The sequence below is a fragment of the Thermopirellula anaerolimosa genome (assembly GCF_054657335.1).
On the sequence record NZ_BAAHYX010000006.1, the window covers coordinates 2,507,733 to 2,531,786 of the forward strand.

Here is a 24,054-nt window from a genome sequence, read left to right on the forward strand (position 1 = left end):
CACCAGCTTACGCTGGTGGCTCCAGAATGCGCATGACACAACGCGCGAGCAGGAGCCGCCGGCGCAAGAAGAACTGGATCCGTCGGCGCAAGAACAATTGGAGCCGCCGGCGTGAGCCGGCGGTGGCGGCCCTTTTGCCGCTAGTCATCCACGGAGATCGACACGCGGATCGGCGAGCGGATCGGCTTTTGCACGCCGGATCGGTAGGGCCAAAAACCCTTGGCGATTGCGGCCGCGGACAGTTCCTCGTAGCAGGCGGCGGCGGCCTCGGTCTCGGCCGGCGATTCGGCGTCGTAGAACACGCTCACCACGCCCACCAACGCGCGCTCCGTGACCGATGTCATGGTGATCAGCGGTTCGAAGCCGTGCTTGTCGAAGATCGGTTCGATGGTATCCAAGAGCAGTCGGGCATGTTCGCCGTCGGCGGGCAGGACGGGCGAGAACCACAACCCGCCCGCGTTTCCCAGATCGGCGATCAAGTCTCGGGGAGGCCGACGCATCCGCCAGTATACGCCGCGGAGGTGATCGGCGGCGGGAATGCCGCACAATAGATCGTACACGGAACGGGCGCTTTCCACCGTGCCGGCGAGACCTCGTAGCAGACCGATTCGACTGAGGGCGCCGGTGACGGCCTGCCCCAACCGTAATTTGCGATCATCGAAGAAATGGACCCGGGCCAACCCGGCGAATGCCCGGCGGACCTCGGCGGCGTTCGCGTGGACCGCGGCCCGAGTGCCGTACAAAGCACCCATCAAGTTCCACGCCCCGACGCCGGCCTCGCGTCGCAGTCGGGCGCGCATCTCCGGGGGCAAAGGCACCTTGCCGCCCGTCCATTCCCAGGGATACTGCCGCCGCGCCGAGATGACGCGGAGGTCGTTGGCCACGTGGACGGTGCTTTGCACCACGCCCGCCATCCGCAAGCGCCGTAAGGCGTCGATTGCCGGGAAAAGCAGTTCCACGCGGTCGAGTTTCAAGGCGAAGGCCGTGATTTGCGGGGGCCGGGGATAGAGCCATATCGCCAATCGCGTCACCACGCCCAGGTCGGATTGGGTGAAGATGCCGTCCAGCCAAGGCCCCACGCCGTACGGGAAGACGTAGGCGGCGCGGGCGTTGGGAAAGCCGCCGAAGCCCGTGTGAACGACCGTGCCGTCGCGGAGGACGACCTCCATGCCCGACACGTTTAGGATGCGATTGCCGTAGGGGGTGTGACCGAAACCGCGCTGCAAAACATTTCCCACCAGGCTGGCCTCGGGTCCGGCGCCGGTGGCGTCCAGAATGTACGGCAAACGGTTGTCGCGGAGGTAGTCGGCCAACTGCTTTTGTGAGACGCCCGGTTCCACGACGGCGTAGCCCAACTCGGCGTTGACCTCGACGATGCGATTCATCCGCCGCAGGTCCAGAATCACCATGCCGTCGCGCGGCGGCATGGCGGCGCCGTAGCCCCAATTCTGGCCCCGGCTGATCACGTGCAATTCGACGCCCGTATCGTGGGCCGTCTCCACCACGCGGCGGACCTGCTCTCGCGAGTCGGGCAACACCACGGCGACCGGTCGATGCCGGTACTTGGGGGGAAGCGTCGAACGCGAGTACTCGTCGAGCGTGGCGGAATCCACGCGGACGAATTCCTCTCCCACGATGTTCCGCCAGCGCGCTAGAGCCGAATCCAGTCCCGTATGCGCCGATCTCTGCACGATGAACCCCGCTAGATCGTGAGCCATGAGTCTATCCGTAGCCGGAGGGTGGGATGTATCATTCTACGGTCGCAAGCCGTGCAAAGGCTCGCCGCCGCATCCTACCGTCAAACTTAGCTCACGGCGTCGAACAACGGCGGAACCGCGGTCGGCGCTACCCCGAGGCGCGAATCGCAAAGACCGTTCTACGCGACGAGGATTTCGTTGGGCTCGGCCTTGACGCCCGACTCGAACATGCCGAGAGAGGGGAGCGGATAGCTTTCCGTATCCACGCACTCCTCCAAGAGGCGGTATTCATGCTCGCTGAGGCGAGGCGCGCGGAAGTCCTCCGGGCGATACGGCGAATCGAGGAGAAAGCGGTACAGTTTGGCCGGCAATCGCTGCATGTTGTGCAGGTCCAAGTACAGCGCTACGGCGGGATGGTCTTTGACGCTGGGATATTCCCGCAACTCGCCGAACGTCCGGAAGGCCAGCATCCTTTGATAGAACTTGGCATGCCGGGGATGCACGGCGATGACCAACTCGTCGTACCCGCGCCAAATGGCGAAAACCGTCATCAAACGGCACAGATGGATGAAGACTTCCATGCCGCAGCCCACCTGAGCAGGATCGGCGGCGAGGCACGAGACCTCGGCCATCAGCTTGCCGTCCCTCCGCCGCTGCGCGATTTCGGGGGCGTAGACGGTTTCCATGGGCAGGCCCAGCTCCCCATCGCCGACCAGGCTCATGGTCGAGATGATTCGGCGGCATTCGCATTCCGCCACGAAAATGTTCGTGGTGGATAGCAAATGATAGGGGGTGGCTCGAACGCCGTGTGCGTTCGGTTCGATCAACCCCGCCCGCACATACGCATTGTGCACGAGTCGCAGGGCGGCCAGACGCTCTTCCAGAGTAGCGGCTAATCGGTATCGCGTCATCAGGCTTCCGCTCGAAAAGGTGCCGTTGCGGGAAAGCAAAAGGCCTCCCTCTCCGGCAAAGGAGCATTACTGAACTCATCGGCCAACGCGGAAAAGCCCCGCGAGAGGTTCCCAAAAACTCCGGCATGCGGCAGGGGCATTCCGGGGGGGACCCCCTCACCCGGCCCTGACCCGACGAGACTGCGCCCGGAAAAGCACGGTGGCGCGACGGTCCGCCGAAACCGATTTCCTCTGAGTCGGATCTCGATAGGGCCGACTACGACGAAAAGCTGTTACACTTTAAGCGTAGCTTGAGAAACTAGTTTGTCAAAAGAGTTGGGCGAAGTAAAGCGTTTTGCGTGTTTTGGGCCGCTGGTAAAGACGCATCCGCCCAAATGGGTTATATTCCGGCCGGAAAAAGTGCGAGACGGCGCAATTTGGGCCGGTCCTCTCCCGCGAAGTGACTACAAGCCCGGTCGTCGCATCGCGAAGCCGGAATCGCCAAACCGCCGCGGCGGTTGGCACGGGCGCATGGAAGCACGTGTTGTCCGCGAACAGAAATATCCCTTGCTAGGGGGGCATGGAACTGACGAATCGGGCAGGGGGGCCGGTTACGGTTGCTGCACCGCCAATCCCAAGCGCCACGGTATCTCGCCGTAGGTCTTGCCCGCCATCTCCGCGTCGCTGACGCCTTGGAAGAGCATGGTCAAGCCGTCTCGGGCGTCCACCTCCATGCGTTCGTCGTAGCCGGACCTCAGCAGTTCGCCGTGGCTGAACGATTGGCACCAAGGCCGGTCTTCGAACGCGACGTTTTCCGCGCCCAGGAAGGGGTGATCGCGTTCGGCGGCCAAGGGATGCCATCGCCCGTCCAGAGTATCGCTCACGTATGCCTTGTAGTAGCGCCGCCTGCCCGCCTGCGCTTCGATGAGGGCCAAATAGGCCTCGGCCCCTTGGAGGCGATAGACGTGGGCGGCCTCGAAGATGTCGGCCTGAAGTGCGACTGCGGGCCGACTCCAACCCCCGGGAAAGTCTTCCAACCGCGTGGATGCCCGCCAGAATCGACCGTCCAACGACGTGAAGAACAGATACGCCTTTTCGTCGTCGCAGATGATCCAAAAGTCGATCCAGCGTTCCACGTTGTCGGGCGAGGTCTCGAACAGCGGTTGCGGCGGGGACCAAGCCGACGGCGCATCCACGCGATCGTTCGTGGAAAAGGCGGGCTGAAGTTGCGGTTTGCGGTCGGGGATCACCGTCTGATAGAGCAGATACCATTTGCCCTGCGGGCGAAAGTAGAAGACCTGCGGCGCGCAGTAGTAACCCTCGACGATGTCGGGGAACGCCCGTTGCGGTTTGGGATCGCGCCAATCCCGCAGCGAAAGGTACTCCACCTGGTGCGTTCGCGGCTTTGCCCGAATGGTGCAGAACAGGTGCCACCGATCGCCGAAGAAGACCACGCTGGGGTCCTTGATGGAGTAATAGGCGGTTTCGGCGTCGTCGGGCGGACGCTCCACCACGGGCGGAGTGATCTTCCAGCGGAAATCGCCGCGTTGGAAGCCTGGGAACGGCAGCGCAGGCGGTGCCGCCTCGCGGATGGTTTGCCCCTCCTCCGTCGTCTCCGGGACCGCCGCGACGCCCGGCTCCGCGAGCATCCCCGCCGCTACCCCGATCGCCGCGATGATGAGGATGGTTGGACGTGCATACGTTGCGGCAACTCGAACCGTGCGAAGGAACGTGCGTCTCATGGTCTTTTGCCTCCCGATTCCTGATGGACTGAGGTAACCGCCTTCGCCGAGCAATTGCTTCCGCAGCGACTTCCCGTTCGGTCGGGCGATGGGAAGTTCGCCCAAGCCGAGCGGCGGCGGCATCAAGGTTCCGCAACGCAAGCAACACTCCGCCGGCGACCGCACCGACGGCGAGGGTGCATCGGTCGATCCGGTTTCGACGTTCTCCGCGCGGGAGTCGGCGACGGCGGGGAATTCGGCTACGGTGCGGTGTTGGGGACGGTCAGGTCTTGGAAATCGGCCTTTTCGCCCAGCAAGTGCGCGGCGAAGAAATCGCGGACTTGACGCTCGATGACGGGGTTGCGGAAACCGCCGTGACTGCCGTCTTGGACCGTGATCAAGGCGACCGGCACGCCCGCCTTGCGGAGCGCGTCCCGAAACTCTTCGGACTGCGGAAGCGGTACCAGGGGGTCTTCCGTGCCGTGGACGATCAAGAACGGGGCGTCGTCCGGAGTGACGAACGTGATGGGCGAGGCCTGCCGGGCCTTGGCCTCGTCGGCCTTGATCGCGCTGCCCAACAGGAGCGCCTCCGGCGCGTCGTCGGCGTAATGCTTGATTTGGCTCGGATAATCGCCGATCGTGAGGAAATTGGTCGGTCCGAAGAAATCGACCACGCAGGCGACGCGACTGCTTTGATCGGTGAATTTGCCCAGATCGCCCTCCAACTCGCGCACGTCGGCCGCCGTGCCCAGCATGGCGACCAGGTGTCCACCTGCCGAAAAGCCGATCACGCCGATACGGTCGGGGTCGAGGTCGTACCGGCGTGCGTTGCCGCGCAACCAGCGGAGGGCGGCCTTGCAGTCGTGGATTTGGGCGGGCCAAATCGCGTCTTGGCTCAAACGATAGCCGATGCTAGCGCCTGCATACTTCCCCGACGCCACAAGCGGCACCAGGAACCCGATCCCGGATCGCTTGTCGCCGCCCATCCAGGCCCCGCCGTGCACCGCCACGATCACCGGCAGGGGCTTGTCCGCGGATCGGGCCTTGGGCAACAGCAGGTCCAGACGCTGGCGCGGATGATCCGTCTCGGCGTAAGGGACATCCCAATGGGCCTCGATGGAGTCCGGGACTCGCGGGGGCGGGGCCTCACCGCGGCATAGGCCGCCCGCCGTCCAGGGAATTGCAATGCTCGCAAGAACGGCGATCCAACGGACTCCGAACAGGCTTGGCCGACGACCGCGTGCTACCATGGCAACTCGCTCCAAAAAAGCGGAATGGAGGATGGGATGGTTCGGCCTGTGACGATCGCCGAGCAATCAATTTGCACGGCGCGTTGACGTCCGTCACGGCGCAGCCGACAGCATATTCGGCCGCCGTCGGGCGTGCAAGAGTCGCCGAAAACGTTCTGGACTTGGCGTCAACCCGAGGTGGTGGATTGCAATATCAAAACAAGAGCCTCCAGCGTAAGCTGGAGGTGTTATAACACGACCCAGGATTCACCACCAGCTCACGCTGGTGGCTCCAGGCTTCGCATCACCACCAGCTTACGCTGGTGGCTCCAGTTTCACGTCATCACTAGCGCCATCACCACCAGCTTACGCTGGTGGCTCAAGGGGAAAGAGCCGCTAGCGTAAGCTAGCGGTGGTCGCGGCCTGCGATGTCGAAAGCGGCTAAAAAACAAGAGCCTCGGGCGTCAGCCCGAGGTGGATGAATCGCTCACGGCGTGAGCCGCTACAACGCGAAATGCAAAGAAGCGCGTGGGGCCTGGTCCCACGCGCTTCCGAGTTTCATGCGAGATGGAGTCCCGCGCGGCTATCGGCGGCTATCGCAGGAAGTACGCCGCGGGGTCGCTGGGAATCACGCCTTGGCTCGCTTACGACGTCGGACGAATCCCCAGCCGGCGCCGACCAGCCCCAATCCGCCCAAGGCGACCATGGACGCCGGTTCCGGCACGGGCTCTAAATTAACCCTCGCTACAGTACCATCAGTGAGTGAAATAGTTATTCCATCAATTTGCCCGTAGAACCCGTTAGCCCAGCCTGTGGCTGTCGCGAATCGCAAATACTTGACGGGCTCATCCGCCATGGTTAGACCGAAGTCCCGGTCGCTTGTCAATAATTTGAAATTGTCGAGGTGTGGGTCAGTATAAGCTCCGTTTGAGATGTTAACGCCGTTCTTTGCAGAAACGAAGAATCGTAACCAATTGTCGCCTTGATCAGAACTCCAAAGGTTCCATTGATCTGCAGGATCGTTGAGATTCTCTGAAAAATAGGGCTCGGAATTAATGCGATATCCATACCAGGAATTTGGGTTTGGGAAGGGCTCCGTGTAAATCGTAAAGAACCAATCCGGTGCCGAAAATGTGTGAGTAGTCCCTTTCTTTGTATAGAAGCTCACGGAGTTGATATCGCCGATCGTAATACTTCGGTTAAAAAGCAACTGGGGCGTTAAATAGAGTTCCGTCACCGTAGAACCGTTGGCCATCCAACTTCCATTCCCCCAGCCAAACGGCGCATCAGCGTCTACTCCAACGGGGGGGCTGACCGGAATTTGTTGTGGACGCACTATAATATCGCAATACGCTCGCGATGCTGGGATTGCCCAAACCAACGCAGCGAGCGCAAGGAGTGAGGCCACACGTCGCAAACTGCGTGGCACATCACCACATCGTGGTCGCTCACCCAAAAGCACTGTTTCTCGTCTCATCGTGCCTCTCCTCTTTCAGAAGACCCCATTGCGAAACACTACTAACACGTGCAAAAGCAGGAGGGTTGGACCGGTGGGCTTGCCCCGGGTGGTAGCTCTTGCCCTCTCTGCCCGCAGCTAGACCTTATCGCTCAAATGCGATTCTAATCGCACAAGCGCGAAAGTCAACCAAATCCTCCCTGTCGTTTTCCTCGTGCCGTAATACCGAGAAAAGAGTCCAGTCCTCCGGGGTAGTGACGTGGCGCCATCGGGGTGGCACCACCAGCTCACGCTGGTGGCTCAAGTATTTGTGTGCCTGGTTCAGGGCACCACCAGCTTACGCTGGTGGCTCCGGTAGGCGCTGGTGGCGCTAGAATGGGCATGGCACGACGCGCGAGCGGGAGCCTCCTCGAGTAGGAGCCGGACGCGACGCAGGCCACCGCCTTTCATTGAAGTTCCAGCAGCACCGTGTCGGGCGAGCGGAGTTCCAGCGTGATTTCCCGGGCATTCTCGGCGACCACGCGATCGCTGAAGACCTCCACGACGCGGGCGACTTCGCGCGGCAGAACGATCCGTCGTGGGCCGCCGGTCGCCGTGTGTAAGGCGATTAGCCGATCCGTGGCGTACACCGGTTCTCCCGCTTCGCTGTAGATGTGGACTCCCGCCTTCTCCGCGAGGGAGCGAAGCACCTCGCCCGACAGATTGGGTTGCGGCGACAGCACGGAGCGCCAGTTGCCCATGTCGCGCTCGGCGATCTTGTCGGTTCCGAAGGGCAGTCCGGTCAAGCGTTCCACGCCCGCCGGATCGTACTTCCCGTCCGCGATGATGCCCGGCGCGTACACCCAAACCACGGTGCGATTCTCGCCGAAGACCTTTTGCCGCAGCAATTCCAAGCGCGGGGCGTCCACCACGAACAGATTGGGGAACAGGACCAGTCGGAATCGCTTCAGGTCGAGCGTCGGCAGATCGGCGAAGGAATAGACCTCGTAGGGCGCGCCGATGCGTCCCAGTCCTTGCCGTTGTGCGGACAAGAGTTGGTTGTAGAAGGGGGCGTCGGCGCTCAGGTAGTACATGCTCTCCGCATCGACGATGACGGCGACCTGGGCGACGGACCCGCCGGGATCGGCGAAGCGGTCCCAGAGGTTCTTCATGCGGGCGATGTCTTGCAGCACGGCGTTGCCTTCGTACCAGCGGCCGAACATGTCGAACCACCACATGGCCGCCCCGGAGGTCAAGGCCAGGGCGAATTCCCGCCGCAGCCCGGCGATGGTGCTCGGTTCGTCGGGAAAGCCGGATTGGTGTCCCGGGACCGGTTGGCCCAGCAGGGTGACCGACATCGCCGTATGGGTGCGGTGATCGACTTCGTGGACGAAGCCCTTGCCGTGATGGCGGATCGATCCCAGGCAGACCATGAACCCGCTCGCGCCGCCGATCTGCCGATCGCTGTAGGAACCGGGGGCGAGGAAGAAATCGACGTCGGGCGAGGCGATCACGCGGTCGAAGGCCAAATGCCCTTCGCGCAACAGTCGGCCCGCCCCGTGCTCCAGGACGTAGCCGTAATACACGCCGATGGGCACGCGATGCCGGGTCGCCTCCTTGGCCGCCCGGGCGTAATAGAGGATCGTCTCCGCCGTCAACTCGTGGTGAAACCGCCAATAGTCCAGCGCCAAGGCATCCTCGACGGGATCGCGGAACACGCCGTGAGAGACGTGATCGCGCACGGAGGCCGGGGGGATATCGACGGGATCGGGTCGACCGCGGTCCGTCATCCACCGCCGCCAGGCAGCGCGGCGCGGCACGCTTTCCTCTCCCCAACTATAGTCCTGCCATTCCAGCGTCATGCCGCAAGTGAGGACGTAGGCGATGACGCGGTCGCGGTACCGCGACTCGACGTGCTCCAAGAATGCGCGAAGAAACGCGCTCGTGTCCTTCCTCCATTCTTCGCTGCCCGCCACCTTGCCGAGTTTGGTGAAACTGTCGTCGCGCGTTCCGGCGCGGCCCAGCCAGCGCGGCCACCAGGCGGGCGTGTTGAGATCGACCTCGCAGACGATCTTGGCGTCGGGGTTGGCGGCGATCAGGTCCGCGAACTGCCGGTCGACGCTGTCGAAGTCGTATAGATTGGGGCCGAGCCAGACCGGCGGATAAGGGGAATAGGGGACGCCCACCGACGATAGATTGTTGGCCGGAAAGCACGTGACCGTATCGATTCCCAACTCGCCGAATCGGCGAACCGTCGCCAGATCGCGCTTGTAGGAGTGAAACGCCATCCAGCGGACCGGTTCCCCCGCCGTTGCGTCGCCGCCGTACGCCGCGCCCGCCCAAATCAACGCCGCCAACAACGTCGCCCTGCATCCACGCATGCTCGCGCTCCCGGTTTCGGTTTTTCCTCATCCCTCGCGATTGGTCTCGGCGGACCGCCGGTGTCGCGTTCGGTTCCGTTATACCATCCTCGCCGCCGGGGAAAAGCCCCGTACGCGCGGTGCGATCGGCGTCAAGCGTCTAGCCGCTTTTGGCCGAGCGATCCGCGCAATCCGCTCGGTCGGCGATTTCCGCGGGGCACGCCGCGGGGAAATGCGGTACTTCGGCTAAAGTTTTCGCAAGCCCGGCGAATCGTGACCTAGATTTTTGGTGGATGCCGGGTGGGACTGTGTCGCTCGCCCGCGTCTGCTCGTCGAAGTCGGAACCCGTTCTTTTCGAATGGTTCGCGTTAAGAGTCGTGTCTCGTCGTTGTCGGTCGGCGGAAGCGGGGCCGCATGCGACCTCCTCCGCGACCCGGGCGTTGCGTGCCGTCGGTTGTCATCGCCGCGGCGGTACGTCGGCGCACTTGCACCTTGTCTTTTCGCACCTTTGACGCCGCGCCATGAAACTTGTCAAGCTCATCGCTTCGCCGCGTGTCGGTATCGAGGCCGTTTTATCGCGAGCGCACCGCAAAGCGCGCGACGCGGGGTCGCCCGGCGGGTTCGGTCGGTCGCTTTTCGGCGGGACGTCCGCCGCGCGCTTGCGGCGTCGTCGCCCGGTCTGCCGCGTGGAGTCGCTCGAATGCCGGCAGATGATGTCGGTATCGCCGTCGCTGGTGCCGGTTGCCTCGCTTGTGGGTGAGGATTCCTTGGCGGCGATGGCGGGAGGCACGAGTTCCGCCGCCGTGCAAACGCAGTGGTCCGGGTTTCAGCGGACCGACAACGGTTGGTCGGCGGCCATGCAATTCCGCTTCGACGGCCTGCCCGAGTTGCAGAGCCTGGGCGCCGGTACGATCGTCACCTTGGCCGGGGCGAACACGTGGTTCAATACGGGCGAACCGGTGTTGCCCGTCGCCTCGCAAAACATCCTTTTGCCGCAAGGGACGCGGTTGACCGACGTGCGGGTGGTGGGGCTGGGAGAAGGGCACGTGTTGGGGACGGGCGCGCCGCTTCTGGTCGCGCCGAATCCCGTCTTGCTCGACGGTTCTCAAGGCGATCCCGACTGGACGCAATTGGCCGCCGCGTCGCTGGACGTGTCGGACGCGGTGCGATTCACGAACCAGAGCCTGGCGGGCTATCAGTTGGCGGTCATCAACGTCTTTCCCGTCCTCTTCCAAGCGGAGGGCGGCGTGCTGACGTATTACGACTCGTTCTCGCTGGAACTGCAACTGGAGAACGCCGACGCCGCGGACGTCTTGGCCCCGGTGAGCGATTCCGCCGTCGCAACGCAGATCGCGGGTTCCGTCGTCAATCCCGAGATGCTGGCCGCCTACAGCGCGACGACGCCCGCCGAGCGATACGACTACGTCGTCATCACCCGAAGCGACTTGGCGTCGGCGTTCCAACCGCTGCTCCAGGAAAAGGCCGCCCGGGGACTGAGCACCCGACTGGTGACCACGGACTGGATCGCGGCGAACTACTCGGGCACGGAGACCGGCGATCTGCCGGACAAGATTCGCCAATTCATACGCGATTCGTATGCGCAGCACGGCACACGTTACGTGTTGCTGGGCGGAGATCAGGAGATCATCCCGGCCCGGGCGGTGTACGCGGCGGTAGGCTCTACCGTCGATACCGGCCTGGCGACCGACATGTACTACGCCTGCTTGGACGGCACGTGGAACGGAGATGGGGACGGGTTGTGGGGGGAATTTACCGACGGGACGGGCGGCGGCGACGTGGACCTGGTGCCGGACGTCGCCCTGGGGCGCGCTCCCGTCAGCAACCTCACGGAGGCGAGCAACTTCGTCGCCAAGACGGTGCTCTACGCCACCACGCAGCACCCCAACGCGACCGCCGCTTTGCTGCTGGGGGAACAACTGGACGGCATCACATACGGCAGCGTTTCCAGCGAGGTCATCCGCGACCGCACCATCCCCGGCGACTGGACGGTCGATACGCTGTACGACACGGCGACCTCGGCTTGGACGCGATCCGACTTGATCTCGGAATTGAACACTTCGCCCAATCTGGTGCATCACTTGGGGCACGCGAATTCGGTTTATGTGGCGCGCATGCTCCGCAGCGACGTCGCGTCGCTGAGCAATGCCTTCCCCTTCTTTCTCTATTCGCAGGGTTGCGACGCCGGCTCGTTCGATACGCAAGACATCGCCATCGCCGAGCAGTTCGTGGTGTCGCGTGCCGGTGCCGCCGCCGTCGTCATGAACACGCGGTACGGATGGTACGCCCCGGGCAGCACCCCGGCGGGCAGTCACGACTACGCCCTGGAATTCTTCGATGCCGTGTTCAACGAGGGCATTCGCCGCGCGGGCGACGCCCAAAACGATTCCAAGCTCGACAACCTGTTTCGGGTAGGGACCGGCGGCGCGTATCGCTGGATCCATTTCAGCGCCACGTTGTTCGGCGATCCGGAACTGACGTTGCAAACCGGCGATTGGACGCCTCCGCCGACGGCGGGCATCCGCGGAAGGGTCTTCGAGGACCTGGACGGGGACGGCGTCCTCGACCCGGGCGAATCCCCGCTGGCTCAGCAGACGGTTTACTTGGATCTCAACGGCAACGGACGCCTCGACCGCGATCCCCTGGTTTATACACAGTCCACCGCGCTGAACTTGATCGACAACGGGGTCGTCACGAGCACGCTGGACGTGTCGGGCGTCGGGCGGATCGACCGGTTGGAGGTGCGGCTCAATTTGTCGCATAGCTATACGGCCGACCTGGAGATCACGCTGATCGCCCCGGACGGCACGCGCGTCCTCTTGGCGAGCGGCGTCGGCGGCGGCGGCAATGATTTCACGAACACCGTGTTCTCCGATGACGCCGCCGTTTCCATACAAGGGGGCGCCGCTCCGTTTACCGGCGTCTTTCGGCCCATGCAACCGCTCGGCATCCTCCGCGGAGCGGGCGCCGACGGTCGCTGGCGGTTGGAAATTCGCGACACCATGCCCTGGGATACCGGCAAGCTCAACTCCTGGGCCGTCGCCTTCCGCAGCGATGAACCGGTCGCCGTGACCGGCGAAGACGGTTCGTATTCCTTCGACGGCCTGGCGCCCGGCGATTACGTGGTCCGACACGTGGTGGGTGAGGGCTATCGCGACACGCTGGGCGGGGAAGGCCGCGCGGTGGCCTTGGCCGTCGGGCAGATGGTGACGGGCGTCGACTTCTTGACCTCGCGGGCGGATATCCCGGTCGTGGAATTGGGAACCGTGGATTATCTCCGCACTCAGTCGTCCGGCGCGGGCAGCACGTGGTACCGCATGACGGCTTCGCGCGACGGCATCTTGACGGTGCTGGCCTCGCCCGCCGCCTCCGGCGCCGCGCAGATCACGCTTTACTCGGCCGATCGCAGCGTCCTTGTCCGGCAAACGCTGAGCGGGGACGCCGCGCGGATGGATTGGTCGGCCGAGGCCGGGCAAACCTATCTGCTGGAAGTCGCCGCCGAATCGCCCAACGTCGATCTGACGGTGGCCAACCTGGTCCAATATTCGGCGGGCAGGTTGGCCGTCTACGGCACGGCGGGCGACGATACCGTGATGCTCAGCCTGGAGAACGGCATCTCGCTGCGGTTGAACGATGTCGAATACGCCTTCGATCACGCCGCGGGAACGCCGCTCTCGGTGGAAATCGACGTTCTGGCGGGTAGCGACGCCTTGAGCCTGCGACTCCCCGCCGGCGACGCGCGACTCGCCGCGACGCCCGACCTGATCACCGTCACCATGACCGATCTAAGCCTCCGCGCCGCGGGCGTGGAAAACGCCTCGGTCCAAGCGGGCGGCGGAGTCGGTACGGCGGAGCTTGTCGATTCGACCGGGAACGATACCTTCCTCGCCGGACCCGGTTGGGGAGAGATGAGCGGACCGGGCTATCGCCTCCGCGCCGAAGGGTTCCGTTACATCCACGGATATAGCCGCAACGGCGGAGAGGACGTCGCCCACCTCTACGACTCCGCCGGCGACGACCGCTTGGTCGCCAACCCGCAACAAACCGTCCTCTACGGTTCCAACTTCTATCTCCGCGCCAAGGGCTTTCGGTACACGCACGGTTACGCCGTGTCCGGAGGGAACGACGTCGCACAACTCGGCGGTTCGACGGGCGGCGATCGCCTGGTCGTGCGACCCACGTTCGTCAGTATTCGCAACGACGCCTTTTTCGCCCGCGCCAAGGGGTTCCGCAACGTGATCGCCGTGGGGGGCGGCGGGGCGGACTTCGCCGACGTCGGGGGCGCCGCCTCCGCGGATCGTTTCGTCGGGCGTTGGAACGGTTTCGAACTGCAAAACGCCGCCCAATTCGTGCAGGCCGGCGGTTTCACCAACACGGTTTTTTCGGGGAACGGCGGCGACGATCGGGCCGAGTTGTACGACTCGCCGGGCGACGATCATTTGGTCGCGGGTCCGACCTGGGCGATTCTGACCGGACCGGGCTATCGCCTCGCCGTCCGCGGCGTCGCGACCATCGACGTCACGGCCTCCGGCGGCACGGATGCGGCGGAACTCCGCGATTCGGCGGGCGACGACACCTTCACCAGCGACGTGCTCGTCTCGACGATGGAGGGGCCGGGCTTCCGAATCGTCGCACGCTTCTTCGATTACGTCCACGGCTATTCCACGGCGGGCGGGCGCGATACGGCCTATCTGTACGGTTCCGCCGCCGACGATCTCGTCGCGGCCCGGCACGATCAAACCGTCGTCTCCGGAGGCGGCGCCTATCGCCGCGCCAAGGCCTTCGACGCCGTCTTCGCACTGATGGAACAGGGCGGATATGACTCCGCCGTGATCTCGGATTCCGCCGGCAACGACGTGCTGAGCGTGCTCGGCCGAGACGTGGCCATCCAGTATCCCGGTTCCCGCGTCGAAATCCGATCCGTGGCGCGCCTATCGGCCCTGTCGGCCTCGGGCAACGACGTCAAGTCGGTCGTTTCGCCGCTCCTGCAAATGGAATTGGCCGGTCGGTGGCGGTGACCGACGCGGCCAAGTGCGAGGGATTGGTGGTTATCGTTCAACCTCGGCGGTGACGTGCGTCACGGGCCGATGGGGGTGGGATATTTCTGGAAGAAGTCCCGCGGTCCTCGAACCGTGTAGTACGGATAGGTGATGGCGCCGGTCGGCGGACCGGGATCGACCATCGCCCCATGATGCATCCCCATTCCCCAAGGCCGCGTTCCTAGGCCGATCGGCGCCCGCGCGGCGGGCATGAAGTTCGATCCCGGCGCGCAGCTTTCGCAGATGAAACCGCAGCGCGGCGCGGCCAGACCGCTCAAGCCGATGCCGCGACTGTAACGATATCCGTGGTCCCCGGCCATGGCGGACTGGGCGACTCCCAGCCCAACCACCAGCAAAATCATCCACATCGCATGTTTCATGTTCGGCGATTCCTTTCCGAGTAGGTCACCATCTTGCCGACGTTTGCCCGGAGGCGGCGACCGCCGTCCGTTGCCGCCGCGGGCGAAAGCCGTCCCGGGCCGCGCAATTCGCTCCCTTAACTCAGAATCGGCCTCACGCCCCGAATAGTCCAGAAAATCGCTACGCCCCCTAAAAGGGAAAGGCGCGGTACCGTCCCCACGGAGTCCGTCGTGCGCCCGGAGGATGCCGCCGCCGTCGCGGATGCTTCCGGCGTTGGGTGGTTCCGGGGAAAGGGGTTTCAGGGCAGCGGGCGGAGCAGCAGCTCGCGAAAGCGGATGTGCATCGTTCCGCCCGGGTGAATCTGGAGCGCGATGTGCCCCTTCATGCCCACGTTCCGCCGGCCGTGCGTTTCGTCGTCCAGGCGCCCGGCGCCGTCATAGTCCGCCGTCGGCACCCCGTTGACCCAGGTTTGGATTCGAGTTCCGCGGCACACGATGCGGATGTCGTTCCAGCCCGGCGCGTGCGTCCACTTCCATCCGGCGGGTGCGTGTTCCGGCTTGGCGTTGGCGGGAGCGCCGACGTCGGGCCACAACCAGACTTGCACGCCTCGCGTCTCGTCGTAAATGAAACCGCTTCGCCAAGGTCCGGGCGGGTTGATGTCCACCTGCGGACCATCCATCCAGTAGGCCGCGTCGTCGTAGCGGCTTCGCACCTGGACGCCGCTGTTTCCGGTCGAGTCGGCGGTCGTTTGAACTTGCAGCTTCAATTCGAAGTCGGCGAATTCGTCGCGACTCACCAGCCAGATGTAGTCGTGTTTGCTGCCGGCGGGGATGACGGCGGCGATGGTTCCGTCCTCTACGCGCCAATAATCGCGCTTGTCGTCGTCTTTGGGCTTGCATTGGACGGTCCAACCGTCCAGGGTGCTGCCGTCGAAGAGCGCGATCCAACCGTCCTCGGCGGCGGATGTCGAGGCGGCTTGTCCGACGATCAGCACCGCGGCGAGGGCGACGACCGTCGGCCCAACCCACCGGGCATGGCACGCTGGGGATTTCCGGTCGCGATGGGGATCCAAGCAAGGGGAGCGGTTCATGCGATCGTGTCCTTGGAAACGGCGAATGGAGCCTCCAGCGTTGAATCCAGTTTACGGCGTTTGGAGCCTCCAGCGTAAGCTGGAGGTGTCATAACACTACCCGGGATTCACCGCCGGCTCACGCCGGCGGCTCCAGGTATTTGCGTGGGTGATTCACGGCACCACCAGCTCACGCTGGTGGCTCCCCGATTGTAATAATTTAGACCCCATGGGAGCCGCCGGCGTGAGCCGGCGGTGTCCCGCCACGTCCCGGCGTCTTCGCCCGGGCGGGACCGAGGCTATTTCTCGGGCACGATCGGCACGTCCACCACGCGGATTTTCATCTCGTCCGAGTTCGCCCGCAACTCCGGAGCATACATGCCGTAGCCCCGGGTGGGCAGGGCCGAGAACTTGCCGGGAATCTCCGCACGCATGCGGTAGGCCACGCTGTGGGTGCCGCGGGCCAGGCTTCGGCAGAAGAAGGCCACCCGATTATCGCGGAACTCCACGTAGGCCCCCAAGGCGTTGCGAGTGTATCCCGACCGCAAATCGACCGGTTCGAATCCCGCCGGTTTCATGTCCTCGAAGACCAGGTACTCGTAATCGTTCTTGCTTTCGAGGAGCAGTTCGATTTCGACCAAGTCGCCGGATCGGACCTCGGCCAAGTCGGCCAACTCTTCGCGGCGGTATTTCTCGACGCGTTGATCGATCACTTGCCCGCGGGAACCGGCGACCTGGGCCGTCGCTTCGACGGGGACCAGTCGGTAGTATCGGCGCTGCACCTTGATCTCGAGTCCCGCCGCCGGGATGAAGTCTTCCAGCGAGAAGTAGCTGAGGTAGGCGTTGATGTAGAGCGGGCCGCCGCCGCGACGCCGCACTTCCACCGCGTGGTCGCCCTCGGTCAACTCCTCGCCCGCCAGCACCACCGTGTTGTCGAAGGCGAACAGGTTTTGCGGCGTGATCTCCACGGCCTTGCGGAGGGTGCCGTCCACATAGACCTCGACGGTCATCTCCGGTTTGTCCTCGCCCGACGCCCGAATGTAGTCGGCGAAGGCTTCCACCACCAGCGCGGTGTCGCGCGTGGAGTTCCAGTAGGTGGCGTGCTTGCGGTTGTTCAGCAGGTACTTCACCAAGCGCGGCGCCAGTTCGCCCTTGGGATTGGTGCGGGTCAGCAGCTTGAGGTAGTAGGCCATGGCCTCGATCTCGCTGCCGTACCAATACCACCAACTCCACTGACCCATGTCGAGCCAGGCGGTCTGGTTTTCGTCGTCCTGCCGGACGTACTGGTTGATGTTCCGCAGCACCATGTCGAGCTTTTCGCGGTCGCCCTCCTTTTCCAGGGCCAGCCCGAACATCGCCAGCGCGTACACCGAGATGTTCAAGCGGTCGCGGTAGAGGAAGCGTTTCATCTCAGGGTCGAATTGACCGGCGTCCGCCAAGACCATGTAGACGAGGGCGTCGAGGTTGTCGGCGGAGGCCTTGCGCGGCACGTCCTTGAGGTCCTTCTCGTGGTTCTGCAACCAAACGATTTGCTTTTGCTGGTAGGCTTGGAGCCATGCCACGCCGCGTTCCAGCACGCCGGGGACGACGGCCACGTCGTTTTGTTGGGCGATTTGCAGTCCGTGGACCACGACCGCCGTGGTATGCGGCGAGGAGAATTCGCCCCAACCGGAGAACCAACCCCAACCGCCGTCGGAGAGTTGCATCTCGGTCAGGCGCTGCACGCCGTCCTTGACGATGCGGGTGAGTTCCGCCTGATCGAAGACCGGTTCGCGATCGTATCGCTTCCATTGAGCGGCGCGTTGCGCGGCGTCGCCCAATTCCTGCGCATTGAGGTTGGTCCGCTTGGCGCGGATTTGATCCAGGTCCAGCCCCAGGTCGATGAGCACCTTTTGGGTGATGGCGGCGGGCAGGAAGCGGTTGAGCGTTTGCTCCGTGCACCCGTAGGGATAGTCGATCAGGTAGGGCAGGGCATCGACCATGGCGCCGGCCAAGGTGGGCGAGAAGCGGATCTCCAGTCGGGCGGACTCGGGTCGGCGCTCGGCGGGGACGTGGGCCGTGAATTGCCACGCGTCCTTGTCCGGTCGAATCCATCCCGAGAACGGCACCATCTTGTCCATGCCGTGGACGTAGCAGGGGAACCGCATTTCCATGGCGTCCGACTCTTCGTCGGTGAGGGCGGCCATGCGGACCAGGGCTTCGCCCTCGGCGGTGACGCGGACCCGCCAATCGACCCGAGCCTCGCCGCCCGCCGGTATCTCCACCTTGCGGACGGTTTCGTCCAGGGCCTCCAGCGTGCCGCCTTCCAGATGCAAGCGGACCTCCACGGACTTGGCCGACGGGAGGTAGTTGTGCACGTTGGCGGAGAGCACGACCTCGTCGGTCTGCACGAAGAACCGCGGAGCTTGGAGGCGGAGGATGAGGTTCTTGCGGGTGACGACGTCGGTCGCGGCCTCGCCCACCCGGGTGCCGTGTCCCATAGCCCAAACCTTGACCCGCCACGTGGTCAGGTTTTCCGGCATCTTCAACGTCACCTCGGCGGTTCCGTCGGCGCCCGTATTGAGCGTGCCGACCCACAGCGCGGTGTCGGCGAACTCCGAACGGACGGCGGGTTCCACGGTCGCCGTTTCGGCTTCGCCTCCGGCGGCCAAGCCATCGCGATCGGCGGCGGCCTTTTCCGTCGCGACCGCGTCGGCGGCTGCCGCCATGGGAGCGGGGGCACCCATGGCTTTGGCTTCGGCCATTCCGCCGAATCCGCCGCCGTAGGCCATCATCGCCCTGCCGCGGCGCAACACCGCGCCGTTGGCGGCGACCATGCCCGACTGCGCCAGTGCCACCTCGTCCACCACACCCGCCCCGAAGACTCCCAGATCGTTCATGCCCGGCTTGTTCGAGGGGACCACGTTCCACGACTGCCGGTCCAAGGAGTGCTCGGTTTGCGGGTTATGGCGTCGGCGCCACTTCCAGAAGAAGGCCTTGATCTCGGGGACGTTGCTCCCGCCCGAAATGTACTCCACCGACTTGTCGTAGATCGCCACGATGGTCGAACCCGACAGCGGCTTGCCGTCCAAATCCGTGAGTTTGAGTTTCACGACGGCGTTTTCGCCCGGCAGGTATTCGGTCTTGGAAGGTTGGACCTCCACGTTGAACACCCGTTTTTCCGGCGGGACCACGATTTCGCGGACCTCGCTAAACAGCCTGCCGTCGGAGACGGTGAAGGCCTCGACGAAGAAGTTCGGCATGTCCTTCATGGTCACAGGGATGGGGAAGACCGCCGTTTTTCCTTCCAGTCGCAGCGTCACGGGCGGCAGGTACACGCCGTTGGCGGGCCGCACGAAGAGCATCACCGTGGAATCGCGGCGATTGGTGTTGACCTGGAGTTGGACGGTTTCGCCCGGCTGATACTCCGGCTTGTCGGGAATCAGTTCGATCTCGTTGAAGCGGAAGTCTTCTCCGCCCGCCGCGGCTTGGCCGATGATGGTGAAGACGTAGCCGCCTTCGATCTCGTGCCCTTGGCCGTCGTTGACCTTCAAGGCGAGGCGGTATTGCCCCGGTTCGGCGGCGCGGATTTGCAGCGATGCCCTCCCCTCGTCGTCGGTCGGCATCTCCCAGGCGCGGACCGCCGTCTCGAGGGGCTTGCCGTCTTGATAGCGAATCTTGTAGAGCGTCAATTCGCCCTTGCCCGCGACGGGGCGACCGTCGGGCGTCCGCGCAGAGGCCTCCACCGCCACCACGTCGCCCGTCCGGTAATAGCCCCGGTTGACCCACAAATACACCTTGAAGGGTTGCCGCGTGACGATCACCTCGCCGGTGCCCACGATGGTGCGCCGCGACTGATCGGTCACCTCCGCCGTGATCCGGTAGCGATGGTCCTGGTCGGGGTGCAGGAGCTTGGCCAGGGCGGTGTCGATCTTCACCTCGACCTTGCCGTCCGGTCCCACGGCGACCTCTTGCTCGGCGACCAACTCCGGGGGTTGCGGGCTGCGCGGCCACCAGAACGGACTGGGGCGGACGCATCCCCACGATCGCCAACCGGGATACCAATCGTAGTCGTACGCGAACCACCAATAGCCCGGTTCGTACAACCAATCGAACGGACGCGGCGGATACCAATTCTCCGTGTAGCCCGTCCGCTCGATCTTATACTTGACCTTGGCCTCCGTGACGGGCGAACCGAAGTAATAGCGGGCCTCGATGGCGGCGGTGATGGTTTCACCCAGGGCGACCGGCTTATCCGGGGCCTTGACTGTGACCTCGAACTCCGGCTTCTTGTATTCCTCCACGCGGAAGGAACCGCCGCCGACGTTCCGACCGTCCGGCAATTGGAACGCGAACTGATAGACGCCTAAACCCGCGTCCGCCGGAATCTCCCATTCGCCCTCCACGCCGCCGAACTCGTCGGCCTTGGCCGTGCGCTCCCACAGTTTGTCGCCGCGGGGACCCAGCAGGCGAATCAGCACGTTCTTGCCCGCAAAGTCCGACGTATCCGGCATGTCGTACTGCGCCCGGCGCATCCACAGCTTGTAGAACATCTTCTGCGCGGGGCGATAGATGGGCCGGTCGGTCACCAAGTAGGTCTTGACCGCTTGATACTGGGCGTCGTAACGATCGCCGAACCAGATGCCGGTGAATCCCAGGTGAGCCAAGCGACCGTCTTGCGTGCGGGCGATGATCAGCCATTGGTAGTTGTCCGCCAACCGGCTTTGATCGAGGACCAGTTGCCCGTCGCCGTCGCTGAATTCGGCGAAGTTCTTGGTGAGGACGCGCGGGCGCGGGGCGTTGTTCCGCCACTCCTGCTGCCAACCGAAGAACTCGACGTTGGCCTTGGGAACGGGCTTCCCCGTCACGGCGTCGCCGACGTACAACCACACCTTGCGCCCGTCCAAGGGCTTCTTGACGATCACCGTGTCCGCGACCCAAAGAATCACGAAGCACATGTTGCCGTCTTCCATGTCGGCGCGGAGCAGGTACACGCCGGGCTTCTGCAAGGGGGTGGCGACCGTCACGCGGTCGTCGAAATGGTCGGGTCGCGGCTTCAATTCCATCGACCACTGCGCGGCCTGCGCTCCCAGGTAGCGCGTCTGCGACTTCTCGACCAGGCGATAGCCGAGGTTCGAAATATCGAACTTTTCCCAATCCAATTCGGCGGGCGAGGATTTGAGATAGGCCTTGACGTCGCCCAACAGTTTGTCGAGGAGGATTTCGTGGGCGGTGAAGGTGACTTTTTTCCCGTTGCGGAAGCGATACTCGACGGTGGCGCCGCGTCCGGCGGGTTGCGTCCCCACCGGTTCGAAGCGTCCCCAATTCCCCACGATCTGGTCGAGCCTGTCACGATAGCTTCGTTGGAGGTCGCCCTGGGTCAGGCTCACGGCGCGCTTCAGCATCTCGGCGGCCTTGGGATACTGGCGGCGATTCTCGAAGACGCCGGCGAGTCGATCCAGGGCCTGCACTTGCAGTCCGCCCTCCTTGTCGGCCAAGCGGCGCCAAATGCGGATGTAGTTGAATTCCTCGGGCAGAGGGAAGCGTTTGACGCCGTCGGCCAACCGGGCCATGGTCTCGTCTTCGCTCAACAGATGCAGCGCCCAGGTCCCCGCCTCGCCCGAGGGCTTCTCCTCCGATTCCAGTCGGGCGAAGAACCAACCGTAGTCGGCCATCGTCTGCACGCCGAATTGCGACCACAGAAAGTCGGCGAATTGGAAGTCGATTGGATCGGCGAGCGAGGGATCGAATTCCTTGGCCTGGGTCAGGCACCAGCGCCAACGCTGCCCATCGTTGGCGGCCTCGGCGAACGTCTTGGGCACGGTGTAGAAGATCGGCTTGCCGTCGGGATCGACGGGGGCGCCGCGGGTTTGGCCCCAATAACCCCAGCCTGATTCGTAGTCGGGCAGCGTCTCCAGATCGGTCAGCGCGCCGAGTCGCCAGGCTTCCACTCCGCCCGCCCCTTCCAGCCACATTTGGGCGAATTGCAGATAGAAGCGTGCCGCCTCGCCGCGATTGTCGTCGCGGTCGGCCAGGGGCATCGCTTGCCGCATCAATTGCAGGGCGCGGACGCGGTCCCTTTGGTAGGAGTTGGCGACTTCGCCGCCGCCCCGATGCGGCCCGCGCCGATACTCTCCGGCAATCAGAAACCCCTGGTGCGGCAGTTGCCGGTACAATTCCGCCGCGGCAGCCAGGAATCGCCAATTCTCCGCTTGGGCATCGACGCTCTTCTCGATCAGGGCGTCGATCTCGTGCATGCGATTCAGTTGGGCCAGGCACTGCCATGCCGCCGGGAGGTCCTGGCACACGGCGCGGGCGTCCTGGGCGGGGGCGGTCAGCAGGCGCTGGAAGATGTCGTAGGCCTCGCGGTAGTTCCCTTCCTGCAATAACTGCATCGCTTTGACCCGCTGCGCTTTCTCGCTCATCGCGTCATCTTCCCCGAAGAGCGTCGTCACCCAACCGGCGGCGAGGCCCGTCTTCAGAAGGGCGGGGCGGAACAGCCAGGGCAGAATGGCGCCGCCCATCAGAACCGCCGCCGTAAGTACCACGACCTTGCCGCTACGAGACATGCCGGATGGAGCCATGGACCGGAACCTCCGTCCCAAGAGGAAACACTGAGGGAGACACATCCTTGACTGAAAGCGTTTTGATGCCGAAAACGACGATCCGCCTCTCAGCGCCGAAGAATCGTGAAACGGGCAAGATGAGCAGTGATGTCTTCTTAACCACGATTCCCCGTGCGCGTCAAGCACCCCGCGCCGAACCTGCGGTTTGTTCCGCAGGGTAACCGGCGCGTTTCGGACGCGGTGCATCACGCCGGGCGGAAACCTCCGCCGCCGTCGGCGTTCAACACTACAGACGCCGTGGATGGGGCGAAAGTTCCGGAAGCCGCCGGCAAGAGAGTGTGCGGGACCTCGACCGCGGCGTCGAAGACGCGGCGTGTAGGGAGAATGAGGCGAGTAACGCCCGACCCCGCCGGACGGCCTATACCTGGAAGCGATAGCCCACGCCGCGGACCGTTTCGATGTATCGTCCCGCACTGCCCAATTTGCGGCGGAGGGCGGCGATTTGAACATCGACCGCCCGATCCGTGACCACGTTTTCCTCGTGGTGCGCGGCATCGGCGATTTCCGCCCGGGTGAAGACCTTGCCCGGTTTGGAGACCAGGATCGCCAGCACGCGGAATTCCATGGGCGTCAGCACGACCGGTTTGCCGCTGACCGTCACGGCGTGCCGCTCGCGATTCACCGTGATTTCGCGGACGTGGATGACGCCGTCATCGGTCGGGGCGGGTTCTTCCCCGGCGCGGCGGAGCACGGCGCGGATCCGGGCCAAAAGGACCCGCACGCTGAACGGTTTGGGCAGATAATCGTCGGCACCCAACTCCAGCCCGGCGACCACGTCGGCCTCTTCCCGTCGCGCCGTCAGCATGATGATGGGGATGCTGCGCCACTGCGGCTCGCTTTTCAAGCGGCGACAGAGCGTCAGCCCGTCCATGCCCGGCAGCATCAAGTCCAGCAGGACCAATTGCGGCGAGGTCCGCTCCAAGGTCTGAAGCGCCTGCTCGGCGGAGTTGGCGGGAAGGACGGAAAACCCTTCCTTTTTCAGGTTGTACTGCAATAGCTCTTGAATCCGCGGGTCGTCTTCGACCACCAGGATTTGATCGTCACGCATGACCGTTTTCCAAGTGGAAGGTCATTGCCCGTCCCTGGAAGCGGCGTCCCGCAACTCGAAGATCGCCTCGATCTCGACGGCGGCGTTGAGAGGCAAGGCATTGGTTCCGCAAGCGGTCCGCGCACCGACGCCGCCGTCTTCGCCGAAGACCGCGGCCAAGAGTTCGCTGCACGCATTGATGATCCGGGGTTGGCCGCCGAACTCCGGCGCGGACCGCACCAAGCCGGTGAGCTTGACGACGCGGCGGACGCGGTCCAGGCCTCCCAATGCCGCCCGAACCGACGCCAGGATTCCCAAACCCGCCAAAAGCGCCGCGCGGCGCCCCTCCTCCTCGCTCAAATCGCCGCCCACGGTCCCCTGAACCAAGCGCCCCTGCTCGTCGATGGGGAGGTGTCCGGAGGTGAAAAGCAGACCCCCGGCGGCGACCACGGGCCGGTATAGCCCTTTCGGTTCCGGGGTGGGCGGCATGACCGCATTCACGGTCTTGAGGAATTCTTGCAGGCGCTGTTCGGGCGTCATCGTGAACCGACTCCCTTTCCGTCGCAGTGATGTCGCGGGTCGTCCTTTCGAGAGGAGACGGGGC

The 24,054-nt window shown here is 64.2% G+C and carries 12 protein-coding genes; 1 reads left to right on the forward strand and 11 read right to left on the reverse strand.

The window, feature by feature from the left end:
* Positions 1–140: 140 nt before the first annotated feature.
* The 6 genes from ACYQ6J_RS15075 to ACYQ6J_RS15100 form a co-directional block, all read right to left on the reverse strand.
* Positions 141–1,718, reverse strand: a complete 1,578-nt coding sequence (locus ACYQ6J_RS15075) for an FAD-binding oxidoreductase (protein ID WP_460185011.1) — start codon at positions 1,716–1,718, stop codon at positions 141–143.
* 158 nt (positions 1,719–1,876) lie between these two features.
* On the reverse strand, positions 1,877–2,608 hold the full coding sequence (locus ACYQ6J_RS15080) for an N-acyl amino acid synthase FeeM domain-containing protein (RefSeq protein ID WP_460185012.1): 732 nt from the start codon (positions 2,606–2,608) through the stop codon (positions 1,877–1,879).
* Between the two features lie 590 nt (positions 2,609–3,198).
* Positions 3,199–4,470, reverse strand: coding sequence for a glycoside hydrolase family 62 protein (locus tag ACYQ6J_RS15085; protein ID WP_460185013.1), 1,272 nt, complete (start codon positions 4,468–4,470; stop codon positions 3,199–3,201).
* Positions 4,471–4,568: 98 nt separating this feature from the next.
* On the reverse strand, positions 4,569–5,558 hold the full coding sequence (locus ACYQ6J_RS15090) for an alpha/beta hydrolase fold domain-containing protein (RefSeq protein ID WP_460185014.1): 990 nt from the start codon (positions 5,556–5,558) through the stop codon (positions 4,569–4,571).
* Between the two features lie 607 nt (positions 5,559–6,165).
* A complete protein-coding gene (locus ACYQ6J_RS15095) occupies positions 6,166–6,792 on the reverse strand; it encodes a PEP-CTERM sorting domain-containing protein (RefSeq protein ID WP_460185015.1) in 627 nt (208 codons plus the stop codon).
* 647 nt (positions 6,793–7,439) lie between these two features.
* The gene (locus ACYQ6J_RS15100; protein ID WP_460185016.1) at positions 7,440–9,353 is read right to left on the reverse strand and encodes a hypothetical protein; all 1,914 of its coding nucleotides are present in this window, start codon (positions 9,351–9,353) and stop codon (positions 7,440–7,442) included.
* Between the two features lie 500 nt (positions 9,354–9,853).
* Between ACYQ6J_RS15100 and ACYQ6J_RS15105 the strand changes: the two genes are divergently transcribed.
* Positions 9,854–14,368, forward strand: a complete 4,515-nt coding sequence (locus ACYQ6J_RS15105) for a C25 family cysteine peptidase (protein ID WP_460185017.1) — start codon at positions 9,854–9,856, stop codon at positions 14,366–14,368.
* 59 nt (positions 14,369–14,427) lie between these two features.
* Here the strand turns inward: ACYQ6J_RS15105 and ACYQ6J_RS15110 are convergent, their stop codons facing one another.
* The 5 genes from ACYQ6J_RS15110 to ACYQ6J_RS15130 form a co-directional block, all read right to left on the reverse strand.
* Positions 14,428–14,769 (reverse strand): hypothetical protein, encoded by a 342-nt coding sequence (locus tag ACYQ6J_RS15110; protein WP_460185018.1) that lies wholly within the window; start codon positions 14,767–14,769, stop codon positions 14,428–14,430.
* A 278-nt stretch (positions 14,770–15,047) separates the two neighbouring features.
* Complete coding sequence (locus ACYQ6J_RS15115; protein WP_460185019.1) at positions 15,048–15,839, reverse strand: 3-keto-disaccharide hydrolase; 792 nt, start codon at positions 15,837–15,839, stop codon at positions 15,048–15,050.
* 278 nt (positions 15,840–16,117) lie between these two features.
* Positions 16,118–22,381 (reverse strand): alpha-2-macroglobulin family protein, encoded by a 6,264-nt coding sequence (locus ACYQ6J_RS15120; protein WP_460185020.1) that lies wholly within the window; start codon positions 22,379–22,381, stop codon positions 16,118–16,120.
* 400 nt (positions 22,382–22,781) lie between these two features.
* The gene (locus ACYQ6J_RS15125; RefSeq protein WP_460185021.1) at positions 22,782–23,471 is read right to left on the reverse strand and encodes a response regulator; all 690 of its coding nucleotides are present in this window, start codon (positions 23,469–23,471) and stop codon (positions 22,782–22,784) included.
* Between the two features lie 21 nt (positions 23,472–23,492).
* Positions 23,493–23,990 (reverse strand): RidA family protein, encoded by a 498-nt coding sequence (locus tag ACYQ6J_RS15130; RefSeq protein WP_460185022.1) that lies wholly within the window; start codon positions 23,988–23,990, stop codon positions 23,493–23,495.
* Between the last annotated feature and the right edge of the window lie 64 nt (positions 23,991–24,054).